The sequence below is a fragment of the Longispora urticae genome (assembly GCF_053902585.1).
This window is the reverse complement of sequence record NZ_JAQZSH010000024.1, coordinates 111,360-136,243: the sequence shown is the minus strand read 5'-3', so window position 1 is coordinate 136,243 and position 24,884 is coordinate 111,360. Positions and strand designations below refer to the sequence as shown.

Annotated in this window: 25 protein-coding genes; 5 read left to right on the top strand and 20 right to left on the bottom strand. The window is 71.5% G+C overall.

Annotation, left to right across the window (positions count from 1 at the left end; all coding sequences use genetic code 11):
• The coding region (locus tag PT931_RS15470) for a class I adenylate-forming enzyme family protein (RefSeq protein ID WP_456246432.1) at positions 1–459 on the top strand (459 nt) is incomplete at its 5' end.
• Positions 460–497: 38 nt separating this feature from the next.
• Entirely contained in the window at positions 498–2,042 is a 1,545-nt protein-coding gene (locus tag PT931_RS15465; RefSeq protein ID WP_456246431.1) for an MFS transporter, read from the top strand.
• Positions 2,043–2,055: 13 nt separating this feature from the next.
• On the opposite strand, the gene PT931_RS15460 is transcribed toward PT931_RS15465, so the two are convergent.
• Positions 2,056–2,628, bottom strand: coding sequence for a TIGR03086 family metal-binding protein (locus PT931_RS15460; RefSeq protein ID WP_456246430.1), 573 nt, complete (start codon positions 2,626–2,628; stop codon positions 2,056–2,058).
• Positions 2,629–2,663: 35 nt separating this feature from the next.
• On the opposite strand from PT931_RS15460, the gene PT931_RS15455 reads away from it, so the two are divergent.
• Positions 2,664–3,356: an SGNH/GDSL hydrolase family protein gene (locus tag PT931_RS15455; protein WP_456246429.1), complete on the top strand. Its 693-nt coding sequence runs from the start codon at positions 2,664–2,666 to the stop codon at positions 3,354–3,356.
• Between the two features lie 54 nt (positions 3,357–3,410).
• Here the strand turns inward: PT931_RS15455 and PT931_RS15450 are convergent, their stop codons facing one another.
• From PT931_RS15450 to PT931_RS15395, 12 genes are all read right to left on the bottom strand, one after another.
• Positions 3,411–4,379 carry an alpha-ketoacid dehydrogenase subunit beta gene (locus PT931_RS15450; RefSeq protein WP_456246428.1) on the bottom strand — a complete coding sequence of 323 codons (969 nt, stop codon included), beginning with the start codon at positions 4,377–4,379 and terminating at the stop codon, positions 3,411–3,413.
• On the bottom strand, positions 4,379–5,362 hold the full coding sequence (locus tag PT931_RS15445; RefSeq protein WP_456246427.1) for a thiamine pyrophosphate-dependent dehydrogenase E1 component subunit alpha: 984 nt from the start codon (positions 5,360–5,362) through the stop codon (positions 4,379–4,381). The genes PT931_RS15450 and PT931_RS15445 overlap by 1 nt, the downstream gene beginning before the upstream one ends.
• 76 nt (positions 5,363–5,438) lie before the next feature.
• Complete coding sequence (locus tag PT931_RS15440; protein WP_456246426.1) at positions 5,439–5,579, bottom strand: DUF3050 domain-containing protein; 141 nt, start codon at positions 5,577–5,579, stop codon at positions 5,439–5,441.
• 13 nt (positions 5,580–5,592) lie between these two features.
• Positions 5,593–6,504: a phytanoyl-CoA dioxygenase family protein gene (locus PT931_RS15435; protein ID WP_456246425.1), complete on the bottom strand. Its 912-nt coding sequence runs from the start codon at positions 6,502–6,504 to the stop codon at positions 5,593–5,595.
• A gap of 17 nt (positions 6,505–6,521) precedes the next feature.
• Positions 6,522–7,592 (bottom strand): 4-hydroxyphenylpyruvate dioxygenase, encoded by a 1,071-nt coding sequence (gene hppD, locus PT931_RS15430; RefSeq protein WP_456246424.1) that lies wholly within the window; start codon positions 7,590–7,592, stop codon positions 6,522–6,524.
• A 156-nt stretch (positions 7,593–7,748) separates the two neighbouring features.
• Positions 7,749–9,017, bottom strand: a complete 1,269-nt coding sequence (locus PT931_RS15425) for a beta-ketoacyl-[acyl-carrier-protein] synthase family protein (RefSeq protein WP_456246423.1) — start codon at positions 9,015–9,017, stop codon at positions 7,749–7,751.
• A 73-nt stretch (positions 9,018–9,090) separates the two neighbouring features.
• Positions 9,091–10,707 carry a class I adenylate-forming enzyme family protein gene (locus PT931_RS15420; protein ID WP_456246422.1) on the bottom strand — a complete coding sequence of 539 codons (1,617 nt, stop codon included), beginning with the start codon at positions 10,705–10,707 and terminating at the stop codon, positions 9,091–9,093.
• A complete protein-coding gene (locus tag PT931_RS15415; protein ID WP_456246421.1) occupies positions 10,704–11,180 on the bottom strand; it encodes a beta-ketoacyl synthase chain length factor in 477 nt (158 codons plus the stop codon). The genes PT931_RS15420 and PT931_RS15415 overlap by 4 nt, the downstream gene beginning before the upstream one ends.
• Complete coding sequence (locus PT931_RS15410) at positions 11,177–12,325, bottom strand: beta-ketoacyl synthase N-terminal-like domain-containing protein (protein WP_456246420.1); 1,149 nt, start codon at positions 12,323–12,325, stop codon at positions 11,177–11,179. The genes PT931_RS15415 and PT931_RS15410 overlap by 4 nt, the downstream gene beginning before the upstream one ends.
• A gap of 1 nt (position 12,326) precedes the next feature.
• Positions 12,327–12,521: a hypothetical protein gene (locus tag PT931_RS15405; RefSeq protein WP_456246438.1), complete on the bottom strand. Its 195-nt coding sequence runs from the start codon at positions 12,519–12,521 to the stop codon at positions 12,327–12,329.
• Positions 12,522–12,556: 35 nt separating this feature from the next.
• Positions 12,557–12,805 carry an acyl carrier protein gene (locus tag PT931_RS15400; protein ID WP_197007839.1) on the bottom strand — a complete coding sequence of 83 codons (249 nt, stop codon included), beginning with the start codon at positions 12,803–12,805 and terminating at the stop codon, positions 12,557–12,559.
• Positions 12,806–12,850: 45 nt separating this feature from the next.
• Positions 12,851–14,260, bottom strand: a complete 1,410-nt coding sequence (locus PT931_RS15395; protein WP_456246419.1) for a class I adenylate-forming enzyme family protein — start codon at positions 14,258–14,260, stop codon at positions 12,851–12,853.
• A 413-nt stretch (positions 14,261–14,673) separates the two neighbouring features.
• Here PT931_RS15395 and PT931_RS15390 point away from each other — a divergent pair, with 413 nt between their 5' ends.
• Positions 14,674–15,585 (top strand): alpha/beta hydrolase, encoded by a 912-nt coding sequence (locus tag PT931_RS15390; RefSeq protein ID WP_456246418.1) that lies wholly within the window; start codon positions 14,674–14,676, stop codon positions 15,583–15,585.
• A 176-nt stretch (positions 15,586–15,761) separates the two neighbouring features.
• On the opposite strand, the gene PT931_RS15385 is transcribed toward PT931_RS15390, so the two are convergent.
• The 7 genes from PT931_RS15385 to PT931_RS15355 form a co-directional block, all read right to left on the bottom strand.
• The gene (locus tag PT931_RS15385) at positions 15,762–15,896 is read right to left on the bottom strand and encodes a hypothetical protein (RefSeq protein ID WP_363728641.1); all 135 of its coding nucleotides are present in this window, start codon (positions 15,894–15,896) and stop codon (positions 15,762–15,764) included.
• Positions 15,897–16,445: 549 nt separating this feature from the next.
• Positions 16,446–17,738 (bottom strand): aminotransferase-like domain-containing protein, encoded by a 1,293-nt coding sequence (locus PT931_RS15380; RefSeq protein WP_456246417.1) that lies wholly within the window; start codon positions 17,736–17,738, stop codon positions 16,446–16,448.
• Positions 17,729–18,805: an alpha-hydroxy acid oxidase gene (locus PT931_RS15375; protein ID WP_456246437.1), complete on the bottom strand. Its 1,077-nt coding sequence runs from the start codon at positions 18,803–18,805 to the stop codon at positions 17,729–17,731. Before PT931_RS15375 ends, PT931_RS15380 begins: the two co-directional genes overlap by 10 nt.
• A 182-nt stretch (positions 18,806–18,987) precedes the next feature.
• Entirely contained in the window at positions 18,988–19,602 is a 615-nt protein-coding gene (locus PT931_RS15370) for an HAD family hydrolase (RefSeq protein WP_363728644.1), read from the bottom strand.
• Complete coding sequence (locus PT931_RS15365) at positions 19,599–20,882, bottom strand: helix-turn-helix domain-containing protein (protein ID WP_456246416.1); 1,284 nt, start codon at positions 20,880–20,882, stop codon at positions 19,599–19,601. Before PT931_RS15365 ends, PT931_RS15370 begins: the two co-directional genes overlap by 4 nt.
• A 206-nt stretch (positions 20,883–21,088) precedes the next feature.
• On the bottom strand, positions 21,089–23,026 hold the full coding sequence (locus tag PT931_RS15360) for a transglycosylase domain-containing protein (protein WP_456246415.1): 1,938 nt from the start codon (positions 23,024–23,026) through the stop codon (positions 21,089–21,091).
• Between the two features lie 219 nt (positions 23,027–23,245).
• Complete coding sequence (locus PT931_RS15355; RefSeq protein WP_456246414.1) at positions 23,246–24,403, bottom strand: trypsin-like serine protease; 1,158 nt, start codon at positions 24,401–24,403, stop codon at positions 23,246–23,248.
• Between the two features lie 306 nt (positions 24,404–24,709).
• Between PT931_RS15355 and fxsA the strand changes: the two genes are divergently transcribed.
• A complete protein-coding gene (gene fxsA / locus PT931_RS15350) occupies positions 24,710–24,877 on the top strand; it encodes an FxSxx-COOH cyclophane-containing RiPP peptide (protein ID WP_456246413.1) in 168 nt (55 codons plus the stop codon).
• Positions 24,878–24,884 lie beyond the last annotated feature (7 nt).

The window sequence follows — 24,884 nt, the reverse complement described above, 5'->3', positions numbered from 1 at the left end:
GTGATGATGGCCGGGTACTGGGGCCAGCCCGAACTCACCGCCGAGACCCTGGTGGACGGCTGGCTGCGCACCGGGGACGTCGGCTACCTCGACCCGACGGGCAACCTGTTCCTCGTCGACCGGGTCAAGGACATGATCCTCACCGGCTGGGGCTCCTCGAACGTGTTCGCCCGGCCGATCGAGGACGCGCTGGCCACGCACCCCGACGTGCGGGCGGCGGCGGTGGTGGGCGTGCCCCACGAGCAGTACGGCGAGGTCGTGCACGCCTTCGTGGTCCGCTCCCCCGGGTCGACGGTCACCGCCGAGGACCTGCGCGCCGTGGTGGTCGAGAAGCTCAACGACCTGTGGTCGCCGCGCGGAGTGGACTTCGTGGACGCGCTGCCGCTGACCGGGGCCAGCAAGGTGGACAAGAAGGCGCTCCGCGCCCGGTACGTCGCGCAGCTCGCGGCGGCGTCATGACCGGCGGGGCGGGACGGCCGGGCGCGAAGGACGACAAGGTGCCGGACGACGCGGTCGGGGCAGCCGACGGGGCGCCCACCGCGGAACCGGACACGGCCGGAGCCGGAGCCGGGGATCCGGTCGGTGACCGAACCGGGACCGCGGTCGAGGACCCGGCGGGGAAGGACACCGGCAAGGACGAGCCCGAGATCGTCGTGACCGGCAGCAAGGTCGGCATGGTCAGCATCCTCGTCGCCGAGGCCGTCTCCATGGCCGGCAGCAAGGTCGCCGCGTTCGCCGTCACCTGGCTGATCCTGATCGACACCGGGAACGCGCTGCTGGTGGGCCTGATGGGTACCGCCGCGGCCCTGCCGTACGTGCTGTCGGCCGCGTTCGGCGCGCCGCTCATCGACCGGATCGGCGCCCGGCGGATCACCATCGTCTCGGACCTGCTCAACGGGGTACTGATCGGCGCGATCGCCCTGGTGTACCCGTTCGGCGTCACCCCCGTCATCGTCCTGATCGCGCTCGTCGGCATCACCACGGGCCTGGCCGACCACTCCCGCCGGGTCATGCTGACCGCCCAGATCAAGGTGTCCGGGGTGCCGACCGCCCGGATCACCTCGATCTACGACGCCATCTCCCGGATCATCACCCTGGTCGGCGCGCCGGTCGGCGGCCTGGTCATCGCCCTGCTCGGGTCGCCGACCGCCATCCTGATCAACTCCGCCTCGTACTTCGTGTGCGGCCTGGTCATGATCACCGTGCGCAACCCGCCCGGGCACCTCGACAAGGTGGCCAAGGACAAGAAGGAGCCGTACTTCGTCGCGCTGCACGCCGGCTTCGCGTACGTGTGGCGGGACCGGCTGCTCAGCGGCATGATCATGATGTTGTTCGTCACGAACCTGTGCAACCAGATCCACAACATCCTCATCCCGCTGTGGATCAAGGAGACGTTCGACTCGGCGGCCGGGATCGGCACCATCGGGGCGGCGTTCGCGCTGGGCGCGGTGCTCGGCAACCTGACGATGGCCGCGCTGGTGACGAAGATCCCGAAGTACCTGACCCTCGTGCTCGGGTACATGATCGGCGGCTCGCCCCGGTTCTTCGTCTTCGCCCTCACCGACGACCTGACCACCATGATCGTGGTCATCTTCGTCACCGGCTTCGCGATGTCCTCGATCAACCCGATCATCGGGGCGCTGCTGCTGGACAAGGCCCCGGCGAGCATGCAGGCCCGGCTCTACGGGGTGTTCACGGCCGTGGCCTGGGGCGGCATCCCGATCGGCGGGCTGCTCGGCGGCTGGGTGGCCGAGCACTACGGCGTGCACTTCACGGCGGCGGCCACCGGCACGCTGTACTTCGCCGCGACCCTGACCCCGATCATCGGGGCCAAGATCTGGCGGCAGCTGGACAACAAGCCCGGGCAGCACCCGCAGCCCGACGCCGACGCCAGGGCAGCCGGCGGGGCGCCGACCGACACGGCGGAGGCCGACGCGGTGGAGGCCCGGACCCCGGCCGAGGTGGTTGCCGTGGCCGGGGAGAGCACCCCGGCCGACGCCGGGCCGGAGTCCGACGTCGAGCCGACCCCGGCCAGGGCGTGAGACAGTGCCCGACCTAGGGGGTACGCCCCAGGAAGCCCAGGAACCGGTCGGCGGCCGGGGCGTCGGCCGGCACGGGCACCTTGAGTCCGAACGGCGCGCCCGGACCCCAGATCGTCGGGGCGTCCGCCGGCCAGCGCGACGCCAGCCGCAGCGCGTGCTCGCACAGCTCCCCGTCGAGCCGGGCGGGCACGCCGAGCGCGGTGGCCACGTCCCAGCCGTGCGCCAGGTAGTCCACGAAGTGCATCATCATGGCCGTCGACGCGGGCACCACGCCGAACTCGTGCAGGGCCAGCCGGCGCTCCGCGAAGTCCTCGGCGCCGAACGCGGCGAGGACGTCGTCGGACGCCGCCGCGTAGTCGGCCGCCGGGTCCGGGCCGAGGGTCACGTCCTCCCAGACGGCCAGGTCCACCGGCAGCCCCCGGGCGGCGGCCGCGAAACCGCGGTGCTGGCCGATCATGTGGGCCAGCAGGTCGGCGAGGTTCCAGCCCGCGCAGGGCGTCGGGCGGCCGAGGTCGTCGGCGGTCACCTGGGCGACGATCCGGCCGCAGTCGAGTACGGCCTGATGGTGCATCGGGCGAAGATCCATCCCCGTACCCTATCCGCCCCGTCCACGAAGGAGCGATGAACGTCGTGGAGTCGACCGACCCCTACTGCCTGCGCGCCGGCGAGAGCGCCGCGCTGCTGACCGGACACCCGTGGAAGCGCTTCGCCGTACTCGGCGACAGCGTGGCCGAGGGCTACGGCGACCCGGTCGAGGGCTACAGCACGCTGTTCTGGTGCGACCGGATCGCGGCGGAACTGGACGTCCCGGAATACCTCAACGTGGGCAAGTACGGGCTGAAGGCCGCCGAGGTGCTCGGCACCCAACTGGAGCCGGCGCTCGCGTTCCGCCCGGACCTGGCGCTCGTGGTGTGCGGGGGCAACGACGCCTTCATGCGCGGCTACGACCCCGACGCGGTGGACACCGCCCTGGAGACCATGATCTCCGCCCTCCAGGGGGTGGGCGCGGACGTCGTGACGGTCAGCATGTTCGACATCTCGCACAGCCCCCGCGTGCCCGACTGGCTGCGGCCGGGCCTGCGGGAGCGCACCCGGACCCTCGCGGAACGCACCGGCGCGCTCGCCGCCCGGCTGGGCACCCTGCACCTCAACCTCCGGGACCACCCGCTGGTCGCGGACCTGTCGCTGTACAGCGAGGACGGGTTGCACGGCAACGCGCGGTGCGCGGCCATCGCGGCGGCGGAGGCGGTCCGGCGGCTGGGCGCGGAGGTGGCGGCGCGCCGGCGCGTACCCGGCGAAGTGGTGTCGCTCTAGAAGGGTTCCGGGGAGGCCACCGGCGACGGTGACCTCCCCGGAAACAGGTGTCTCTCAGGACTTCAGGACCGCCTGCACGGCCGCCACCAGCTGCTCGTGGGTCGGCTGCACCGCCCGGTCCAGGTCCAGCGCGAACGGCAGCACCGCCCCGTCCGGCCGGGTGACGCGCTTCGGCGGGGCCAGCAGCCGGTGGTCCTCGACCACGGTCGCGATGATCTCGCCGCCGATGCCGCAGGACCGGTTCGAGTCGTCGATCACGACCAGCCGGCCCGTCTTCGCCACGGACGCGGACAGGCCGGCCCAGTCGAACGGGTACACCGTGCGCGGGTCGAACACCTCGATCGAGGCCTCCCCCGCCAGCTCCTCGGCGACCGCGAGCGCGGTGTGCACCAGGTGCCCGAGCGCCACGACCGTGAGGTCCGTGCCCTCGCGGGCCACCCGGCCGACCCCGATCGGGACCGGCGCGAGGGACGCGAAGTCCAGGTCGTCGCGGACCGCCAGCGCCCCCGACGGCGCGAAGAACACCACCGGGTCGTCGTCGCGGATCGCCGAGGCCAGCAGCCCGTACGCGTCGGCGGGCGTCGCCGGCAGCACGGTCTTCACCCCGACGTGCGCGAACAGGCTGTACGGGTGGTCGGAGTGCTGCCCGGCCCAACCCGTGCGCGAACCGGACCCCGGCACGACATAGGTCACCGGGACCTTCGTCTGCCCGCCCGTCATCAGCGAGAACTTGTGCGCCTGGTTGGCGATCTGCTCGAACGTGAGGAACAGCAGCGACGGGATCTGGAACTCGATCACCGGCCGCAGCCCCGCCATCGCAGCCCCGGTCGCGAAGCTGGTGAACGCCTGCTCCGACAGCGGCATGTCGACGATCCGCTGGTCGCCGTACTTCGCCAGCAGGCCCGTGGTCACCCCGGCGACACCGATGCCGATGTCCTCGCCGAGCACGACCACCGAGTCGTCGCGGGCCATCTCGTCGCCGAGCGCCCGGTTGAGTGCCTTGAGATAGGAGAGTTTCGGCATCAGTTGTTCACTCCCGTGCGTACCCGCAGGCCGGTGGCGTAGAGGTGGTCGAGCGCGTCGGCCGGGTCCGGCTTCGGGCTCGTGACCGCGAACCGCACCGCCTCGGCGAGCAGCTCCTCGATCTCGGCGTCGATCCGGGACCGCACGTCCGACGGTACCCGCGCGCCCTGGATGTCCAGCGGGTCGCGGGACCGGCCGGCGGCCAGCTCGTCCTCGGAGCGGTAGTTCAGCCGCGCCTTGTGCTCGAACGTGTGGTGCGCGTCGAACCGGTAGGTCATGCACTCGATGAAGCTGGGCCCGCCGCCGGACCGGGCCCGGATCACGGCAGCCTCGGAGACCGCCTGGACGCACTCGGGGTCCTGGCCGTCGACCGTGGTGGCCGGGATGCCGAACGCCTCCGCGCGGCCGGTGATGCTGCCCGCGACGCCGGCCTCGACGGGCATCGTGGTGGCGTACCCGTTGTTCTCGCACACGAAGATGACCGGGATCTTCCACAGCCCGGCGAGGTTGAACGCCTCCAGGAGCACGCCCTGGCTGACGGCCCCGTCGCCGAAGAAGTTGACCGCGACCACGTCGCCGGTCTCGGCGTCGGCCGTCCGCTGCGCCCGGCGCGCCCACGCGGCGCCGGCCGCGATGGCCCCGCCCGCGCCGACGATCCCGTTCGCCCCGAAGATGCCGAGGCCGAAGTCGGCGGCGTGCATCGAACCGCCCCGGCCCTTGTTCAGCCCGGTGACCCGGCCGGCGAGTTCGGCCATCATCCGGACCGGGTCGGCGCCCTTGGCCAGGACGTGCCCGTGTCCCCGGTGCGTGCTGGTGATGATGTCGTCGCGCCGCAGCGCGCCGCAGACCCCGGCGGCGATGGCCTCCTGCCCGATGTACGGGTGGATGCCCCCGACGATCTCGCCGGATCGGACCAGCTCGATCGCGCGTTCCTCGAACCGGCGGATCAGCCGCACGGTCCGGTACAGCTCAGCGGAGTCCATCTGAATCCTTTCAGCGGTTCTGTGGGCGGGTTGGCCGGGGCGCCGACGCGGTGTCGTCGGGCCCCGACCGGTTCCGCTAGCGGCTCTGGATGGCCGCGAGAATGCCGTCCCACAGCGCGACGCGGGCGTCGAGCGCCGCGTTGACGGTGTCGGCGCAGTCCTGCCACTTCTGCTCGTCGTCGCCGCACAGGTCGGCCACGAACGCATAGCGCGACATCGTTGTTGCTCCTCTACTGGTCGCCGCGACGCCACAGCGTCGGGCAGAACTCGGGGTCGGCGTAGTCCGGCCGACCATCGGCGGTCCGGCGGACCAGCGCGTCGTGGTTGTACATCGCGAGCGACCCGTCGGACAGCTCGTACCGGCGGTTCTCGTTCGCCCCGTCCTGCAGGTGCAGGGACACCGCGCGCCGCGGCGTACCGCTGACGTTGGGGCCGCTGCCGTGGTACGTCTTGCAGTGGTGGAAGTTCATGTGCCCCTTGGGGATCACGATCGGGATCTTGGTGACCTCGACGTTGTTGTACGCGGCGTTCTCGTCGAGCATCAGCTCCAGCTCGGAGCGGTCCCGCTCGGCGAAGTGCCGGACGACGCTGTCGCGCAGCCCGATCTCCTTCCACCGGTGGCTGCCGTCGACCATGGTGATGGTGCCCATCTCGACGGTGCAGTCGTGGAACGGGATGAACGCGGTGAGCATCTTCTCCGACGTGGACGACGCCCAGTAGTGCTTGTCGAAGTGCCAGGGCACGATGTTCGACGGCTCGCCCTCGATCGGCGGCTTCATGATCAGGGTGCTCTGGAAGATCCGGATCTCCTCGGCCTCCGCCAACCGGGCCGCGACGGCCCCGATCAGCGGCTTGCTCAGGATCCGGCCGAGGACGTCGTGCTCGTAGTGCACGTAGTCGTTGTGCCGCTGCACGGGGCCGTGCGACGGCTCCCAGTAGGCGAGCTTCGGCGGGCGGACGGGCAGCAGCCGGTCGCGCTCGCCGCCGTAGTACCGCTCACTGGCCGCGACGAGCTCGTCGATCTCGGCGTCGGTGAGGAGCTGCTTCGACAGGTACCAGCCGTGCTCCGCGTAGAACGCGACATCCTCGTCGGAGGGCAGCAGCGCGCGCTCCTCGTCGGTCAGTGCGAAAGTGTCCAGCATGGTGGGGGTCCTCCTCGTTAGCTGGCCGCGCCGGAGCGTTCCCGCTCCTTGGCCTCGTACAGCGCCTTGATGTTGCCGCTGCCGAACGTGAGCGCCCCGTGCCGCTCGATGACCTCCAGGAAGAGGGTCCGGCGGATGTGCATCGACTGCGTGAAGATCTGGAACATCTGTCCCCAGTGGTCGCGGTCCACCAGCACGCCGAGCTTCTGGAGCTCCGCGAGCGGCAGGTCGACCGGGCCGAGCCGGCTCTCCAGCGTCTCGTAGTAGCTGTCCGGGGTGGACAGGAACTTGACGCCCCGGCTGGCGAGCGTGGCGACGGTCTGCACGATGTCCTTGGTCTGGAAGGCCAGGTGCTGGACCCCCGCGCCGGCGTGCCACTGGAGGAAGTCGTCGATCTGCCCCGGCGTGCGGGTGGTGTCCGGCTCGATCAGGGTGAAGGTGACACCCTTCGACGGGCTCTGCACGACCTTGGAGTCCATGGCCTGGCCGCCGACCTCGATGTACTCCTCGAAGATCTCGGAGAAGCCGAAGACCCGCTCGTAGTACTCGGCGGTGGTGGCCAGTTCGCCGGCGGGCACGCAGATCGCCGCGTGGTCGATCAGTTCGAGCAGGCCCTCGTCGGGCGCCTTGTCGGCCTTGAGCATCTTGATCGCGCCCGGCAGGAACGTCCGGGTCGGCCCGTGCCGTTCGACCAGGCGGTGCGCGACGTCCCCGAAGCCGGAGACCGTGGCGGTCACCACCCGGGACTCGTCGTCGGCGTACGTCGCGGGGGCCTCGAGTGCCTCCGCGCCGCGCCGGACGGTCTCGGCGTACACGGCCTCGACGTCGTCGACCTCGAACGCGATGATCGCGACGCCGTCGCCGTGCCGGCCCACGTACCGGGTCGCCGGGTGGTCAGGGACGAGCCCGGAGGTGAGCACGATCCGCACGTCCCCCTGGCGCAGCAGCAGTGAGCGCTGCCCGGCTAACCCGGTCTCCGGGCCGCCCTGGCCACTGATCCGGAATCCGAACGCCGTGCAGAGGTAAAAGGCCGTTTGTCTCGCATCACCGACATAGAACTCTACGTGGTCAATTCCAGAGATGTTCACTGCAACCTTCTTTCAGTGTTCGTGCGCTGCGAGTTGGGGTTTCGCGCGCACGAACCCCGTGCGCCTGCATTCGCGGGTAAAAAGACGATAGCCACGTCGTGAATCTTTCTCAATACGACCTCCGGACCGACCTCAGTGGAGGTATCCAAAATGGAGTCACACAGTCGCACTCCGTTCATGCGACCGCATTTCCCGCGTACCGGCCCGCCCCAACAACAGGCTGATGTTCTGTCCGCCGAACCCGAAGGAGTTGGACAGCGCGTAGGAGATCCGGCCCTGCCTGGGACCCTTGCGGACATGGTCCAGGTCGCAGGCGGGATCCGGGTCCTCGAGATTGTGGGTGGGCGGCAGCACTTCCCGCCCGATCGCCAACGCACAGGCGGCGGCCTCCACCACTCCGGAGGCGCCCAACAGGTGACCGGTGACCGATTTCGTCGAACTCACCGGCGGTCCCGAATGGCCGAAGACGGCGTGGGTGGCAATGGTCTCGGCGACGTCCCCGAGTTTCGTACTCGTGCCGTGCGCGTTGAGATATCCGATATCTTCCGGTGATACGCCCGCCGACGTCAGCGCGCGGCGCATGCACTCGGCCGCGCTGGCCCCGTCGGGACGCGGCGTGGTCGGGTGGTGCGCGTCGGTCGTGCCGCCCCAGCCGGCCACGTCGGCGTACCCGGCGGCCCCTCGCGCGTCGGCGTGCTCCGTGCGTTCGAGGACCAGGAAACCCGCCCCCTCGCTGAGCACGAACCCGTTGCGGCGCGCGTCGAACGGGCGGGAGGCCTGGGTCGGGTCCTCCCAGCCGCGCGCCAGGGCCCGGGCGTTGTCGAAGGTCTCCGCGAACGTCGGGAACAGCGGGGCCTCACTGCACCCGCAGACCACCACGTCGGCGTCGCCCGAGCGGATCAGGCGCATGCCCTCGGCGATGGCCTGCGCGCCGGCCGCGCACGCGGTGGCGACCGTGGACGAGTACCCCCGGATGCCGTACCTGATCGCGATCCGGGCCGCCGCCATGTTCGGCAGGATCCCGGGCAGCAGGTACGGGCTCACGGCCGCCTTCCCGCGCGCCACCCGCTGGGTGACCGTGGCCTCCAGGGTGGCCATGCCGCCGACCCCGGCCCCGATCACGGCGATCCGGTACGGGTCGACGTCGCGCCCCACCTCGATCCCCGCGTCGGCCAGGGCGTCGCCGGCGGTGAGCAGCGCGAGCAGGGTGACCCGGTCGATGGTGCGCAGCTCGGGGCCGGAGAACAGCGACTTCGGGTCGATGGCCTGGGCGAACCCGGCGACCTCCAGGGAGCCCTCGACGAGGTGGCCCTCCGGCGGCCGGGTGATCCCGGACCGGCCGGACAGCAGCGCGTCGAACACGGCGTCCGGGCCGCGGCCGACGGGCGTGACCAGGCCGATGCCGGTGATCGAGACGCCGGTCATGCCGTCACCCCGCTTCGCTCGGCGGGCACGCCCGCCACCCGGCAGAGTCCCCTGGTCGCCCGCTGACGCCCGCTCATGCGTTCAACTCCGCGAGGTGCCGCTCCCGGAGCACGAGCTTGCGGACCTTGCCGGTCGCCCCGGTCGGGACGTCCTCCTCGCGGACCACCACGACCTTCCGCAGCGTCGCGCCGACCCGCTCCCCGAGCGCGGCCCGGACCCGGTCGGTCCGGTCGGCCTCCGGGTCCGCGTCGGCGGCGAGCACGACCAGCACGTCGGTGACGACCTCGTCGCCCTCGCGGACCGCGACCACGGTGCAGTCGCGCACGTCCGCGCACGCGGCCAGGATCCGCTCCTCCGACATCGAGGTGTGCAGGTAGCCGCCGTCGGGCAGCTCGACCGAGTCGATAGCGCGGTCCATGTGGTAGTAGGAGCCGGCCTCGTCGCGGTACACCAGGTCGCCGGTCAGGTAGTAGCCGTTGAGCCGGGACCGGTACGTGGTGACCGAGTCGTTCCAGTAGCCGGGGGCCAGGGTCGGGGACTTCACGCCCAGGTGGCCGACCTCGCCGGGGCCGAGGAGGTCGCCGTCGAGGTTGAGGACCGCGATGTCGGCGAACAGGTAGGGGCGGCCGATGCACCGGCCGTACTTCTCCGTGTCCGTGCCGTGCGTGACGTGGAACATCGAGTGCCCCATCTCGGTGGACCCGAGGCCGTCGATGAACCGGGAGCCGGGCACCCGGACCTTGCCCTGCCGGGTCACGGTGTCGTGCGAGCCGACCGCGACCAGGGGCCGGATGTGCGCCTCGTGCGCGCAGTCGCCGGTGTTGAACCAGATCCGCACGGAGTCCAGGTCGTGCTTCGCCAGGTCGATCTTGCTCAGCTCCGACCAGGTGACGGCGAACCCGAACACCCCGGCGGGCTTCCAGTTCTCGATCGCGTCGAGCACGTACGGGCCGGCCTGCGAGGACAGGGCCAGGAACTCCGCCCGGTTGCCGAGCGCCTGGTTGACCATGAGGATCGTGGCCGTGTGCGGGGCGGGCAGCGCGTTGAGGATCCGGTTCACGCCCTGGGCCTGCGGCATGGTCAGCAGGTGCCGGGTGGCGGCGAACAGGCTGCTGTGCGAGGCGACCACGGCCTTCGGCAGGCCGGTCGTACCCGACGAGTGCGTGATCGCGATCGGGTCGTCCTGGTGGTGCCGGTAGGGCTCGGGGGCCGCGGAGGGGTCACCGGTGCCCAACTCAGACAGATCGCCGAGGTGGGGAGCGTTCAACTCAGCTGTGCCGAGCAACTCGCGGTGGGCCGCGTCGGTCAGCACCCCGCTGGCCCGCAGCCGGCGGATGTACTCGGCCGCGATCTCCCCCGACAGGTTCCCGTTGATCAGGGCCGGGATCGCGCCGAGCCGGTTGAGGGCCAGGAAGGTGAGGATGTGGTCCGCGGCGGTGCTGGTCCAGACGGCGATGACGTCCCGGCGGCCCACGCCGTGCGCGTGCAGCCAGGCGGCCCGGGCGGCGACCCGCTCGTCGAGCAGCCCGATGCTCATCTGCTGCCAGGCCGGGTGGCCGTCGACGTCCGTGTCGAACGTCAGGCCGGGCCCGTCGCGGTCCACCCCGTGCGCGAGCACCGTGGCCAGGACGTTACCGGCGCCGATGCCGGGGTCGGCGGCGAGCGCGCCCCGGATGCTCTTGACAGTCACTGTTGTTCTCCTCCACGCACGAGCACGGCCTGCGCGCTGTCCGGTTCTTGTTCGACGTGCACGATCAGTGCCGAGTCGGCGTCGCCGTCCTCGATGAGCAGTGCGGCGAGTTCCAGCCCGTCCTCCAGCGGCTCGCCCAGCGGGCACACGGACACCACGGGGCCGGTGAGACCCCAGCGGGCCGCGATGTGGCCGGCGACGGCGTTGGGCACCGACTGGAAGAACAGCAGTGGGCCGACCCGCTTCGCGGCGTCCACGGCCGTCGCGACCCCGGTGGCGGTGCCCAGGTCCCCGCTGGTGCTGACGATCACGACCGCGGTGCGACCCAGACCCTCATGGGGGTACCGGGCCAGGCAGCGCTCCGCCGCCCCCGCCGCCAACGGGCTGAACGAGGAGGCCACGAACCCGGCGATCTGGGTCGGCTTCTCGTCGGCCGGCCAGACGACCTCGGCGAGTACTTCCAGCGTCCTCATAGCGCCTCCACCAGCAGTGCCGTGTTCGCGCCGCCGAACGCCGCGTTGAGACTCAGCGCGTACGGCGTCTTCGGCGGCCGGGGCGCGTCGAGGATCAGGTCGAGCGCGCACTCCTCGTCCGGGCCGAGGAAGCCGGCGTTGGTGGGCAGCTGCCCGGCCCGGACCGCCGCGACGGTGAGCACGAGTTCCAGCAGCCCGGAGGCTTCGAGGGCCTGGCCGTGCAGCGCCTTGGTGGAGCTGAGCGGCGTGCCCCCGAGCCCGGCGAGGCGCAGGGCCGCCGTCTCGGACACGTCGCTGAAGCCGGTACCGGAGCCGTGCGCGTTGACGTAGCCGACCTCGGACGCGGGGATGCCGGCCCGGTCGAGGGCCGCCCCGATCGCCCGGGCCATCCCGGTGCCGTCCGGGCGCGGCTGGCACACGTGGTACGCGTCGCCGGCCCGGCCCCAGCCCGCGAGCCTGGCCAGCGGGTGCGCGCCCCGGGCCCGTGCGGCGGCGGCCGACTCCAGCACGACGGCGGCCACCCCGTCGCCGAGCAGCAGCCCGGTCCGGCCCGCGCTGAACGGGCGGACCCGGCCGTCGGTGGCCAGCGCCCGGCCCGCGTCGAACAACGCGAACTGGTCGGCGTCCACCAGGTAGCCGGCGGCGACCACGAGGCGGTCGTACCGGCCGAGGGAGATCAGGGCCGCCGCGTCGGCGACGGCGGTGCTCGCGGCGACACACGCGCTGGTGTACACCCGCAGCGGGTCGCCGAGGCCCGCGCGCCGGGCGACGCCGCGGGCGAGGGCCGCCGCCGACCACTCCCACCGCCGACCGGGCTCGATCCGGGCCTGGTCGGGGTCGGCGTGCACGGCGAGCAGCAGCGGGGTGTCGGGGAGCGACTCCGCCGCCAGCCCGGCGTCCCCGGTGGCCGAGGACACCGCGGCCACCAGGTCCTCCGACAACGACGGCGTTCCCGGCATCGCCGCCGCGACCGTCACCCGACGGCCCGACACGTCGAACCGTCCGACCGGCGCGAAGGCCGGCGTGCCGGCGAGCACGCCGGCCAGGAGCGGGTCCAGGCCCCGGCCGTAGCCGCTGGCCACGGACATGCCGGTGACCAGCACCCCCCGGCCGTCCCGGACGTTCCGCTCCACGGTGTCAGTCATCTCAGATCTCCGCCAGGGCGTCCCGGAGGACGCCCACCGCTCTATCTATTGTGGACATTTGGGCCAGACTGTCATCGTCCAGGTCGAGTTCGACCTCGTAGCGCTGCTCGACCTGGTGGACGAGCCACGCCAGTTCGAGCGAGTCGATCCGCTCGGCGACCGCCTCCACCGGGCGGTTGCCGTAGCTGGCGAGCATGGCGACGACGTCGCCGCGCTCAGGGGCCGGCAGGGTCACGCCGCCACCCGGGAGCCGACGAAGGCCGAGAACTCGCCGACCGTCATGACGGCCATCCGCTCCGACTCGTCCTCGTTGAACTTCACGCCGTACTGCTCCTCGACCCGCACGGCCAGCTCGGCCAGCGCCAGGGACTCCAGGTCCACGCCGGCCGGGCCGAGCGTGGTCTCGTCGTCGAGGCCCTCGACGTCGTAGTTCATCTCTTCGAGGGCCTTCACCACGAACTCACGAATGTCGGTGCTCATTGGGTTACTTCCTTCTGTACGGGTAGATCTCGGACGGTCCGCAGATCAGGCTTCGTCGGCCGGAGCCGCCCCACGCAGCTGCGCCGCGTCCCGGACGAGCTTGCCCGTCGCGGTCCGGGGCAGCTCGCGGACGAGGTGCAGGGTCTTGGGCCGCTTGAACGGCGCCAGTCGCTCGGCGATGGCGCCCTCCAGTCCGGCGGCGGCGGACGGGTCGCCGAGCTGCACGTACGCCTCGATCCCGGCGGCGTGCACCACCACGGCGGCGGCGACCCCGGGCAGCGCGGCGAGGGTGTGCTCGACCTCGGTCAGGTCGACCTTGAGGCCGCCGACCGACACCTGTGAGTCGTTGCGCCCGCGCACCGTGACCAGGCCGGTGGCCGGGTCGACGCTGCCGGCGTCCTTCGTGCACAGCCAGCCGTCGACCCACCGGGTCGGGTCGGACAGGCCGAGGTAGGGCGAGGCGGGCATGCCGATCCACAGTTCGCCGTCGCGCTCGGCGACCTCGATGCCGGGCGCGGGGCGGATCGAGGGCCGGTGCGCGCCGTACAGGTCGGTGCCGATCACCCCGACCTCGGTCATGCCGTACATGTTGCCGAGGATCGCGTCGTAGCGGCCCACGAACGCGGCGGACACCTCGGCGCGGACCAGTTCCCCGCCGGTCGTCATGCGCTTGAGCTGGGGAAGCTTCGGCGGCTCGTTCGTCGAGGCGAGCAGCTCGATGTGGAAGGGCACGCCGATCAGGGTGGTCGGGGCGTCCCCGGCGGCGACCGCCTTCAGGATGCCGTCGACGGTCATCCGGCCGGGGAGGACCAGCTCGACGCCGGCGTGCAGGCCGTACAGCAGGCCGCCGACCAGGCCCAGCACGTGCACCATCGAGGCCAGCAGCACGACCCGTTCGCCGGGCAGCGGCACCCCGTCGATCCGGGTGTACCGCTCGATCTCGGCCACCAGGTTCGCGGCGGTGCGGCCGATCACCTTGGACGGGCCGGTGGAGCCGGAGCTGAGCTGGATCACGGCGTGGTCGGTGGTCGCGGGCCGCCCCGGGTAGGGGTGCACCGACTCGACCACGTCCACGAACGCGCGGAGCGCTCCCCCGCTGACCTTCTCCGGGGCGACGACGACCTGGGGCAGCACCCGTTCGAGGGCCCGGTCGATCTCGTGGGCGGTCAACCGGTGGTCCAGGAGTGTCACCTGTGCCCCGATTCGCCACGCGGCGAGTAGATTTACCACATAGGACAGTGAGGGCGGCAGCCGGAGCGCCACGGAGCCGCCCCGGGACAGCCCGGAGGCCGCGAGCCGGGCCTGCCGCTCGCCGACGAGCCGGCGGAGAGTGATCCGATCAATGGGACTGTCAAGAACAAGACAGATTTCGCTGTCGTCGCCGGCGAGTAAGACCTCGTCGACCCACTCGGGGCCGACCACGGACTCCACGCCCCGAGATCCCTTGTCGGTCATCGAAACTCCGTGCCTCTCGTGACGCACTCCGGGTACACGAAAAACCGCTGATCTTGATTGACCAGCCCGTGCACCACAGTGACATTCATCTACTTATCCGGTATGCACACTCTGGACTTTCGTTGCCGGAGATCCTAAATCCAAACTGGACCCGATCACCATTGGTGCGCAGCGTACCAACGGATTTCTCCGTCCGGCAATAGTGGATATGAACGAGGCCTTCGTTTACGATCCGTCAGTTCAAATCGACCTACATTAATGTAAAGGAAGCCCGGGTGGTGTGCGAATCCACCCAGGTACACCGATAGCAGGCAGGCAATGCGGCTTTACCGGTCACTATCCGCTGTGTACTGTCACCTTCCACCGACCCCGTGGAGGAGACCCCCGTGCCGCTCGATCCACAAGTGCAGGACATGCGCACCCAAAGGATGCGGAACAGTACTCCGCAGCTCTACACGTTGTCTCTCGAAGAGGCGCGAGAGGCAGATCTCGCCTCAATCCGGGCGTCCGGCGGCGATCCCGAACCGGTGCACGAGGTCATTGACATGACGATTCCCGGTCCGGGCGGCGCGCTCCCGATCCGGATCTACCGTCCCGAAGGCCCCGGACCATTCCCCACGCTGACGTATTTCTTCGGCGGCGGTTGGACTTTGGGTAGCATCGACACCTCGGACGGTATCTGCCGGGCCCTCGCGAATGCGGCCGACTGCATGGTCGTGACAATCGGATACCGCCTCGCACCGGAAACAAAGTTCCCCGGTGCGATCGAGGACTGTTTCGCGGCACTCCGGTGGATTGATACCCATGCGAAAGAGATCGACGCGGACCCGGCCCGGATCGCCGTCGGCGGCGACAGCGCGGGCGGCAACCTCGCCGCGGCGGTCACCCTGCTCACCCGCGAGCGCGGCGGCCCGGCCCTGGTCGGCCAGCTCCTGGTCTACCCGAACACCGACTACTTCTCCGACACCGCGTCGCTGCGGGAGAACACCGACCCGTGGCTGTTCAACCAGACGTCCGTGTCCTGGTACTGGAAGCACTACCTGACGGACCCCGAGCAGGGCCGCGACCCGCTCGCGTCACCCCTGCGCGCCGAGGACCTCAGCGGGCTGCCCGCCGCGCTGGTGATCACGGCCGAGTACGACCCCATCCGCGACCAGGGTGAGCAGTACGCCGAGCGGCTCCGGCAGGCCGGGGTCCCCACGGAGCTGACCCGGTACGACGGGATGGTGCACGGCTTCTTCGCGATGTCCGGCACGCTCGACGGCGGGAAGCGGGCGATGGCGCAGGCCGCCGACCAGCTGCGCGCCTGGTTCGCGCCGGCCTGACCGGCTCCCGGGACCTCGGTCCCGGGCCTCCCGGCCCGGAACAGTCCGTGGGGCCGGCCTCCCAACCGGCCGGCCCCACGGAGACCACTACCCCCTCAGGGGGTTGCGACGCAGAGGCGATGGGGCCCCGCTACCGCGGGGCCCCATCGGTCGTTCTCAACGCACAGAGGCGAGTCTTAGAACGCGAGCTCGCGCTGGCCCGGCTCGACCTCGAACTGCAGAACCTGGTTCGGCTCGACCTCGAACTGCAGGGCCACGTTCGGCTCGATCTCGGCGAAGGCGATGTTCGGCTCAATTTCAAAGCGAGTCATGAGACTCTCCTCTCATAGTCATTTTCAGAACACTGCACAACACGACCCGACTGCCGACCCGGTCTCGACAGTCCCCGCGTCAGGGTGGCCACTGAGTGACACAGCTCGATCACTGCAATGCCGTTACACGACGGGAAACACCTCGACCGACCCGGCACGTAACTCCAGGTCGCCGGTTCAGCATCCATCCACAAGGGAACCGTGTCAACAGTGGACGGCGACGTTGGACCATTGTGAGACTTTCAATGACACCCAACCCGACCACGCTCGGCGTAGCCTTTCAAACCGCCCACCGAGGTGTCGGACGGACAACGAAAGGGCCCCCGGTCGAGACCGGGAGCCCTTTCGTTTCGCGCTATATGTATTAGAGCGTCCGCGTGCGGGCGCCGCCGACCTCTACCTCGAAGTTGATCTCGAAGCTGCCGACCCCGACCTCGAAGTTGAGTTCGAAGGACCCGGGGGTGACCTCACGACGAGCCATGACGGCTCTCCTTTCGGTTGTGGAAAGTGCACCTGCAGGCACAAGCATCGCTCCACACAGGACGGTCGTCAAGAGGCGAGTTCGTGTTCGACCAGCGCGGCGAGCCGCCTGACCCCCTCCTCGATCTCCGCCGGGGTCAGCCAGCTGCACGACAACCGCAGGGCGTGCTGCCCGCCGTCGACATAGAAGAAACTCATCGGGGTCCACAGCACGCCGAACTCCCGGGCGGAATACTCCAGCACATCCTCATTCACCCGGAACGGAACGTCGACCACCACGAAGAATCCGCCATCCGGCACATTCCACCGAATGCCGCGTTCCGTGCGCGCCGGTTCCGGGAAACACCGGTCGAGCGCCGCCAGAGTCGTCTCCAGATTGCGCCGGTAGAACGCTATCTTGTCCCGGTTCGCGGTGCGCAGGCTGTAGTGCGACTCGACGAGTACGCCGCCGATCACCGCCTGCGCGATCGGGGACGTGTTCACGGTCAGCATGCTCTTGATCGCCGACAGCTCGGTCGCCAGCAGGGTGCGCCGGCCGGCCGCGTCGACCACGGTCTGGTCGGCGACCAGGAACCCGACCCGCGCGCCCGGGAACACCGACTTCGCGAACGAGCCGAGGTAGATCACCCGCTGGTCGGTGTCCAGTGCCTTCAGGCTCGGGGTGGGCGCGTCCGACAGGCCGAACAGGCCGTACGGGTCGTCCTCCAGGATCAGCAGGTCCTCGGCGGCGGCCACCTCCAGCAGCCGGCGGCGGATCCCGAGGCTGACCGAGACGCCGGACGGGTTGGAGAAGTTCGGCACCGTGTACAGCGCCCGGGGCCGCAGTCCGCGCGCCCGCGCCGCCCGGGCCACCGCCGCCACCGCCTCCGGGTCCACGCCGTCCGGGGACTCCGGTACCGGGACGACCTCGATGCCGAGCAGCCGGGCCGCGCCGGTGATCCCGACGTAGCACGGCTCGACGGCGAGCAGGACGTCCTCGGGCCCCGCGCACAGGCCGCGCAGCGCGATGACCATGGCCTCCTGGCAGCCGGCGGTCACGGCGACCGCCTCGGCCGGCACGTCGATGCCCTCGTCGGTGGCGAGCAGCCGGGCGATCAGGTCGTGGATCTGCCCGTTCGTCCGGCCGTACTGCATCAGGGCCCCGCGCACCTGGTCCGGCGTCCGGCCCCGTGCGGCGAGGTGGTCGGTGTACACGTCGAGGAACTTGTGCACGTCGGAGACGTCGTAGAAGCCCTCGTAGGGGCGGCCCGCGGCGAGGGAGATCGCGTCCGGGAACCGGCCGGCGACCTCGTTGAGGAAGTTCATCGACGCGGACACCGGGTCCGAGATCGACACGTGCAGGGCTTCTCGGCTCAGTTCCACGGGGTCACCGCCGTCCGGTCGATGTCGGCCAGGCGCGGCCGGCCGGCCAGCGCCATCGTGTGCCGGAGCTCCTCGGTGACGAGGTCGAGCACCCCGGCCACCCCGTCGGCGCCGTCGGCCGCGAGGCCCCACAGCACCGGGCGGCCGAGCAGGACGGCGTCCGCGCCCAGGGCCAGGGCGCAGAACACGTCGGTGCCCCGCCGGATCCCGCCGTCGACCAGGACCGGGATCCGGCCCGCGACCTCGGCGACGACCTCCTCCAGGGCGCGCAGGCTGGCCACGGCCGTGTCGAGCTGGCGGCCGCCGTGGTTGGACACCACGACCGCGTCCACGCCGTGCTCGCAGGCCAGGGCGGCGTCCTCGGCGGTCAGGATGCCCTTCAGGACCAGCGGCAGCCGGGTCAGGCCGCGCAGCCAGGCCAGGTCCGCCCAGGTCACGGTCGTGTCGAAGGTCTCCACCGCGTGCCTGTCCAGCGCGGAGCCGCCCTCGGTGCGCTCGTGGGTGGCTGCCATCAGCTCGGCCTCCAGGTTCACGGCCCGCACCGACGGGTCCACCGCGAAGCCGTTGCGCTGGTCGCGGAGCCGGCGGCCGATCCGGGGGGCGTCGACCGTCAGGACGAGGGCGCCGTAGCCGGCCGCCTCCGCGCGGGCGACCAGGTCGGCGAGCACGTCGCGGCGGCGCAGCCAGTACAGCTGGAGCCACAGCGGGCCCGACGCCTCCTTCGCGATCTCCTCCAGCGGCTGGCTGGCGAAGATGCTCACCACGAACAGCGCCCCGGCCGCGCCCGCGCCGCGCGCCGTGGCGAGTTCCCCCTCGGGGTGCATCAGCCGGTGGTACGCGGTCGGGGCCACCGCCACCGGGGTGGCCAGCGCGGCGCCCAGCAGGGTGGTCCGGGGATCGGGGTCGGACACGTCGACGAGGACCCGGGGCCGCAGCGCCAGGTCCGCGAACGCCTGCCGGTTGGCGGCCAGGGTGCGCTCGGCGCCGCTGCCACCGTCGACGAAGTCCCAGACCTCGGGGGTGAGCCGATCACGGGCGATCGGCTGGTAGTCCTCAACGCACAGTATGGACACGTGGCCTCCTCTGGGGAGTCAATGTAACCGGCTGTCCACGCAGGACCAATGCCAGATCCACCAGAGGGGTACGCCGCGCGCCGGGTTCTCCTGATCTGTCTCGCGATGGTGGTTCCGGGCGTGTTCGCGCTGGTCGGGCGCCCGCGCACCCGGCTCCGCCGTACCCGTCGAAGGGGTTATGCCCGGAAAGCCGCGCGCAGCGCCGGGATGGTGTGGTCCGCGTCCGTGTGGTGCACGACCCGCATGCCCAGGGCGGCGGCCGGCTCCAGGTAGGCGGCGATGTCGTCCACGAAGACGCACGAACCGGCCGGCAGGCCCAGCCGGTCCACGGTGAGCGCGAAGATCCTCGGGTCGGGCTTGCGCAGACCGACCCGGTCGGAGATCACCACCACGTCGGCCCGGTCGTCGAGGTGCCACGGCGCGTAGGGGTCGAAGTAGTCCGAACCCCACGAGTTGGACAGGATCGCGAGCTTCGCCCCGCCGGCCCGCAGCTCCGCGGCGGCGGCGAGCATCCGCTCGTCGGGGCGCAGGTCGGCGGCCATCCGGGCCAACAGGCCGTCCGGGTCCACCCCCAGCCGGGCGCCGGCCTCCCGCTCGAACTCCGCCTGGCCGATCGCGCCCTGCTCCAGGTCGCAGATCAGCCGGTGGCCGGCCGGGTCCCGGGTGACCAGGTCGACCAGGGCGCCCGGGGCGAGCCCCTCCCGGTGCTCGAAGGCCCGGAGGCAGGCCCAGAAGTCGGTGGTCAGGACCCCACCGAAGTCGAGGATCAGTGCTGAGGGGAGCACGGTCATGGATCGCCCTTCGCGGCGAGGGATTCGGCCTTGACGGCGATGAGCTCCCGGCGCAGGGAACGCCCGGACGCCGCACCGGTGGCCAGGGCCCGGCGGGACAGCCGGTCGAGCCGGCTGAGGTTCTGCGCGTGCTGCACCTGCGACGCGAGCCCCAGGGCCGCGAGCGCGTCGGTGCAGGCCCCGTCGACCTCGGCGGCCCCGAACCGCGCCTCCGCCCGGTCGAGCAGCGCGGTGCACCGGTGCCGGGCCATCGAGTCGTCGAACCGGTCGATCGCGGAGTCGAGCAGGGGCTCCGCCTCCCGGTACCGCCCGAGGCGGACCAGGTCACCGCCCTCGTACGCCAGCAGCTTGTCGTGGTTGAACCCGCCCAGCCCCAGCCAGGCCGTGTCGTCGTCGGGCACCCGGTCCAGGGCGTTGCGGGCCCGGGCCAGGTGCTCGCGGCAGCCCAGCTCGTCGCGCAGCGAGGCGCACCGCTCCGACGCCACGGCCGACACCCAGGCCCGGGTCTCCCACGAGGCGCCGGTGGCGGCCAGCTCGCAGGCCAGCGTCGCGTACTCCAGGCCGTCGCGGTGCCGGCCCGCGCCGTAGGACACGGCGAAGCTCTTCCCGCCGAGCACCACGGCCTGCAACTCCGGGTCGTCGAGCGCCCGGGCGGCGCGCCAGCCCAGGTCCAGATAGGGCAGGGCGGCCTCCTGCCAGCCCAGGTCCATCATCAGCAGCACCCCGGTCAGCGCGGCCATCTCCCCGATCGTGCGGACCAGGGCGGTCCGGATCTCCGGCGGCTGCTCGGCCGGCCGGAGCGACACGGCCAGGTCGAGGTGGGCGCGCGCGGCGGGCACCAGCTCCGAGGAGGGCACCGAACGATACGACCGCCGGTAGCCGGCCGCCACGTCCCGCAGGTGGACGAGGGCCTCGGCTCCGACCCGCTCCCCGGACTCCGGTCGGACGAGCCCCGGATCGATGTCGGCGAGCCCGGCGGCCGTGGCCGCCGCTCCGATGACGAACGTGCGCCGCAGCATCTCACTCCAGTCGCCGACGTTGCTCCCCGGAATTCTATCCACGCCCGCCGCTTGACCGCGATAGATGGAGATCAACTCCGCGTTGGCCGACAGCGCCCGGTCACAGCGCTCCGCCAGGCGCAGCGAACCGGGCTGGCGGCCGTGCTCGACGTGCGCGATGTAGGTGTAGTCGAAGCTGGTCGCGACCCCGAGCTGGCGCAGGGAGTACCCCGCCTGCGTGCGCAGCCGGCGCAGAGCCTGCCCGAACGTCTCACCATCCATCGTGGACCTCGCGTCTTCGTCGACCGGTCGACCCCGGCTGACCAACACCGGACCAACATCGACCTACTTCCGGAGCACGGACCGTAGGGATGACGCTACTCAGAAGGGACGGATGATCGCTACGGTGCAGTACGATCAACATTTCGCCCGAACCGGGTCGGGGGGCGTGGACGTCGGATGACAGCGGGCCGGCGACTACGCCCCCATCAGGGCATATTCACGCTTGTCGGGCTCGCCGGGGAGAGCGCCGGCACCGGGCTCATTTCCGGCAGACCGGGAATCTTCTCCCCGGGGGCCGCCCGGTAGGCGGACGACACCGCGCGCCACACCCCCGCGGGCAGGTCCGGCCGGGCCCGCGTCGTGCCGACCCGCACCGGGCCGGGGACCGCCGTACCCACCCAGACCACCGTGGCCAGTCCGCCGCCCACGCCGGCCGCCCACACGTCCGAGCTGTCCGCCGTCTCCCGCCACCGGACCTCCCCCGACCAGGGGGCCGCCCCCTCGAGCCTGCCGGCCTCGGCCGCCAGCTCCGCGCGCCGGCGGGCCTCGGGGTCCGCCGTGGCCTCCAACCTGCGGATGTCGGGGCCGGTGACCTTCCAGGGGCCCCCGACCACCCCCGCCGCCCGGGCCGCCTCCACCGGCAGCACCCGGTGCATCGCCGTGGCGCTGCCCAGCATCCGCTCCCCCACCGCCGAGGTCACCGAACTGACCAGGTGCCGGTCGGCGTGCGTGCCGTCGGCGGCCAGGGTCGCGTACACGTCGGCGAGGTCCGCCGGGGTGACCGGGTACCACCCGAGGCCGATCTCCGCGCGCGCCCGGCCCGGCATCGGCTCGCCCGGCTGGTCCACCAGGCTCGCCGCCCCCGCGTACTTCGGAGAGACGCCCAGGTCACGGGCCAGATCCACGATCCGCTGCGGCCCGACCCGCTCCGCCACCGGATAGAGCACCGTGTCCAGCCCCATCCGCGCGGCCACGTCCAGCGGACACAGGCCGCAGGTCGCGCCGTCCCGGTTGGCCAGCGGCACGCCCCGGGCCGCGAAGGTGCGCGGACTCGCGCCGTTCCAGAACGAACCCGGCCCGATCCCCGACCGCGCGGCCGCCGCGAGCAGCACCGGGGCGAACGCTCCCCCCGGCGGGCGGGGCCGGGCGGCGGTGTCGAGGAAGCCCGAGCCGTCCGGGCCGCCGTAGTAGGCGCGGACCTCGCCGGTGCCGGGCACCACCGACACCACGGCCGCCCGGTTCCCGCCCGTCACCGCCATGCCCACGGAGTCCTCGGCGGCCCGCTGGGCGGCCACGTCGATGGTCGTGACGATCCGCAGGCCGCCCGTCCGGACCAGCTGGGCACTGAGCCCCGCCCCGGCGAGCTCGTCGGAGACCCGGTCGACGATCACCCCGACGGGGCCGGTGCGCTGGGCGGGGCGCCCGGTCGGACCCAGGGTCGCCGGGTACGGGCCGTGCTCCGCCGGCGCCCAGCCCAGCTCCGTCATCGACGTCAGCACCCACGCCCACCGGCCCTCCGCCTCCGCCCGGTCGTTGGCCGGGTCGAAGCCGCTCGGATCCTTGATCGCCGCCGCCAGGACCGCGCCCTCCTCCAGGGACAGCCGCTCCACCGACTTCCCGAAGTACGCCAGCGCGGCCGCCTGCACCCCGTGCGCGCCCCGGCCGAAGTAGATCGTGTTGAGGTAGCGCTCCAGGATCTGGTCCTTCGACAGCGCCCCTTCGAGCCGGAGCGCCAGGATGATCTCCCGGGACTTGCGCTCGGCGGTCCGCGCCTGGGTGAGGTAGGCGTTCTTCACGTACTGCTGGGTGATCGTCGACGCGCCCTCCCCGCCGCCGTCCGTGACGTTGACCCACGCGGCCCGGGCGAGGCCGCGCGCCGACACGCCCGGATGCTCGGCGAAGCCCCGGTCCTCGGCCGCGAGCACCGCCCGGCGCAGGTGCCCGGGGACCCGGTCCAGGGGGACGTCGGAGCGGTCCTCGACGCCGATCCGGGCGAGGACGGTGACGCCGTCGGAGTAGTACACCGTGGAGGCCTGGGGTCGGTCCGGTTCGGGCGGGACCCTGGTCTCGTCGACCAGCCACAGCACCCCGTCCACCGGGAGGGCCAGGACCAGGACCAGCACGAAGAGCACAAGCCTGCGCACGCGGGTACTTCCCCTCGTAGTCGACATACTCGGTATGGAGACGTTCCGAGGGGGGTGGCGGGTTGCGTCCGGGGGTAACGGTCGGGTTCCGGTGGGCGGTTGCGCTGGGCGGTTCCGGTGGGCGCCGGGTGCGGCTTGTGGTCGGCGCCGGGTGCGCGCAGAGCGCCGCCGCGACCTGAGGACCTGGGTCGCGGCGGCGCCTGGGGTGGGGAGTGCGGGCTAGACCGTGATGGTCCAGCTGTCGATCTTGCCGACGTCCTGGCTGGCCACATCCTGGACGGAGAGCTTCCAGGTGCCGTTCGCGACCTCGCTGGACAGGTTCACCGTGTACGTCTTGATGACGTTGTCGGCGCTGTCACTGTTGGTGATGTCCTCCAGCAGGTAGCTGGTGCCGTCCGGCGCGAGCAGCCGGATGACCAGGTCGCCACGGTAGGTGTGCTTGATGTCGACGGCGACCTTGGACGCGCCCGCCGCGTTGCCGGTGCAGCCGGAGGCCGCCACGGAGCTGGTCACGGTCGCGTTGTCGACGATCGCCACGTCGGTCGCGTTGGTGAACGACTTGCCACAGCCGCCGGGCGGGACAGTGCCGCCGAGCGAGTCAGCGGCGGTCTTGATGGCCGCGGCGAAGTAGGAGACCTGGGTGTACACGCCCGGCTTGCCGGCCCGCGCGCAGCCCTCGCCCCAGCTGACGATGCCGATCTGCACCGGCACGCCGTTGACGACCTTCGTCATCGGGCCACCGGAGTCGCCCTGGCAGGTGTCGACGCCGCCCTGGGTGAGCCCGGCGCAGATCTCCTCGGCGGCCACCAGGCCACTGTAGGAGCCGCCGGCGGCCTTACAGGTCGTGTCGTTGATGAACGGCACCTGGGCCTTGAGCAGGTAGCGCTGCTGGGCGCCGCCCTCGGAGGCCGCGCCCCAGCCCATGATGTCGAACGTGCCGGCGTCGTTGGCGGGGTCGGTGTTCAGCTTGAGGAGCGACGCACCGGTGATCGGCGAGGCCAGCTGGATCAGCGCCCAGTCCTTGCCCGTGCCGTTGTAGCCCGGGGCCTGCAGGACGTACTTCGAGTTGACCTTGACCGCGCTGGTCGACTGCAGGTCGACCACGCCGTAGGTCGCGGTGATGCTGGTGTTCGCGCCGGTCCCGCTGACGCAGTGCGCCGCGGTCAGCACGATCTGCTCGGTGTACATCGCGCCGCCGCAACCCATCGACAGGCGGACCATCCAGGGGAACTCGCCCTGGGCGGCCCGGGTCCCGCCAACGACAGTGGGGGTCGGGTCAGCGGCCTGGCTGGGCGCGGTGAAGCCGCCCGCCAGGAGTGCTCCGGTCACGGCAACGACGCCGAGACGGGACAGAATGCGCAGTGCTGTTCTAGCCACGGAATCCTCCCTCATTCCACCGCTGTCGACCTGCCGGGGGGTCGGCTGGCCGCTGGCGGTTGGTTGGAACATAGCGACGCGGAAGATCACAGGCAATAGAAAGGAATCGATCGATTTTACCCGCCATTCACACATCGCGTTCCACTGAGGACCGGTCCTGTACCAGACAGCGCCGCATCCGACCCGCGACTATCGTGTTGCGTGCCGATAACTAGGAAAAGGGCCTGGCCGGCGTTACAATTCGCCGTTGGGTTTAGTCATAGTGTGCTGCGGTCCCCCTCAAGACCGGGGAAGGGTGCTCTGCCGATGGACGCCACGAGCGACCGCGAGTCTGACATGCTCGACCTCACAGCCGTGCGCCTGGCACACCTGGGCCAGTTGGACGACACCGTGCTCGCCCGGTCCCTCCGCCGACTGCTCGACGAGGCCGACCGACCACAGGACGCGATCGCCGGGTTCCAGTCCGCACTCTGACGACCCC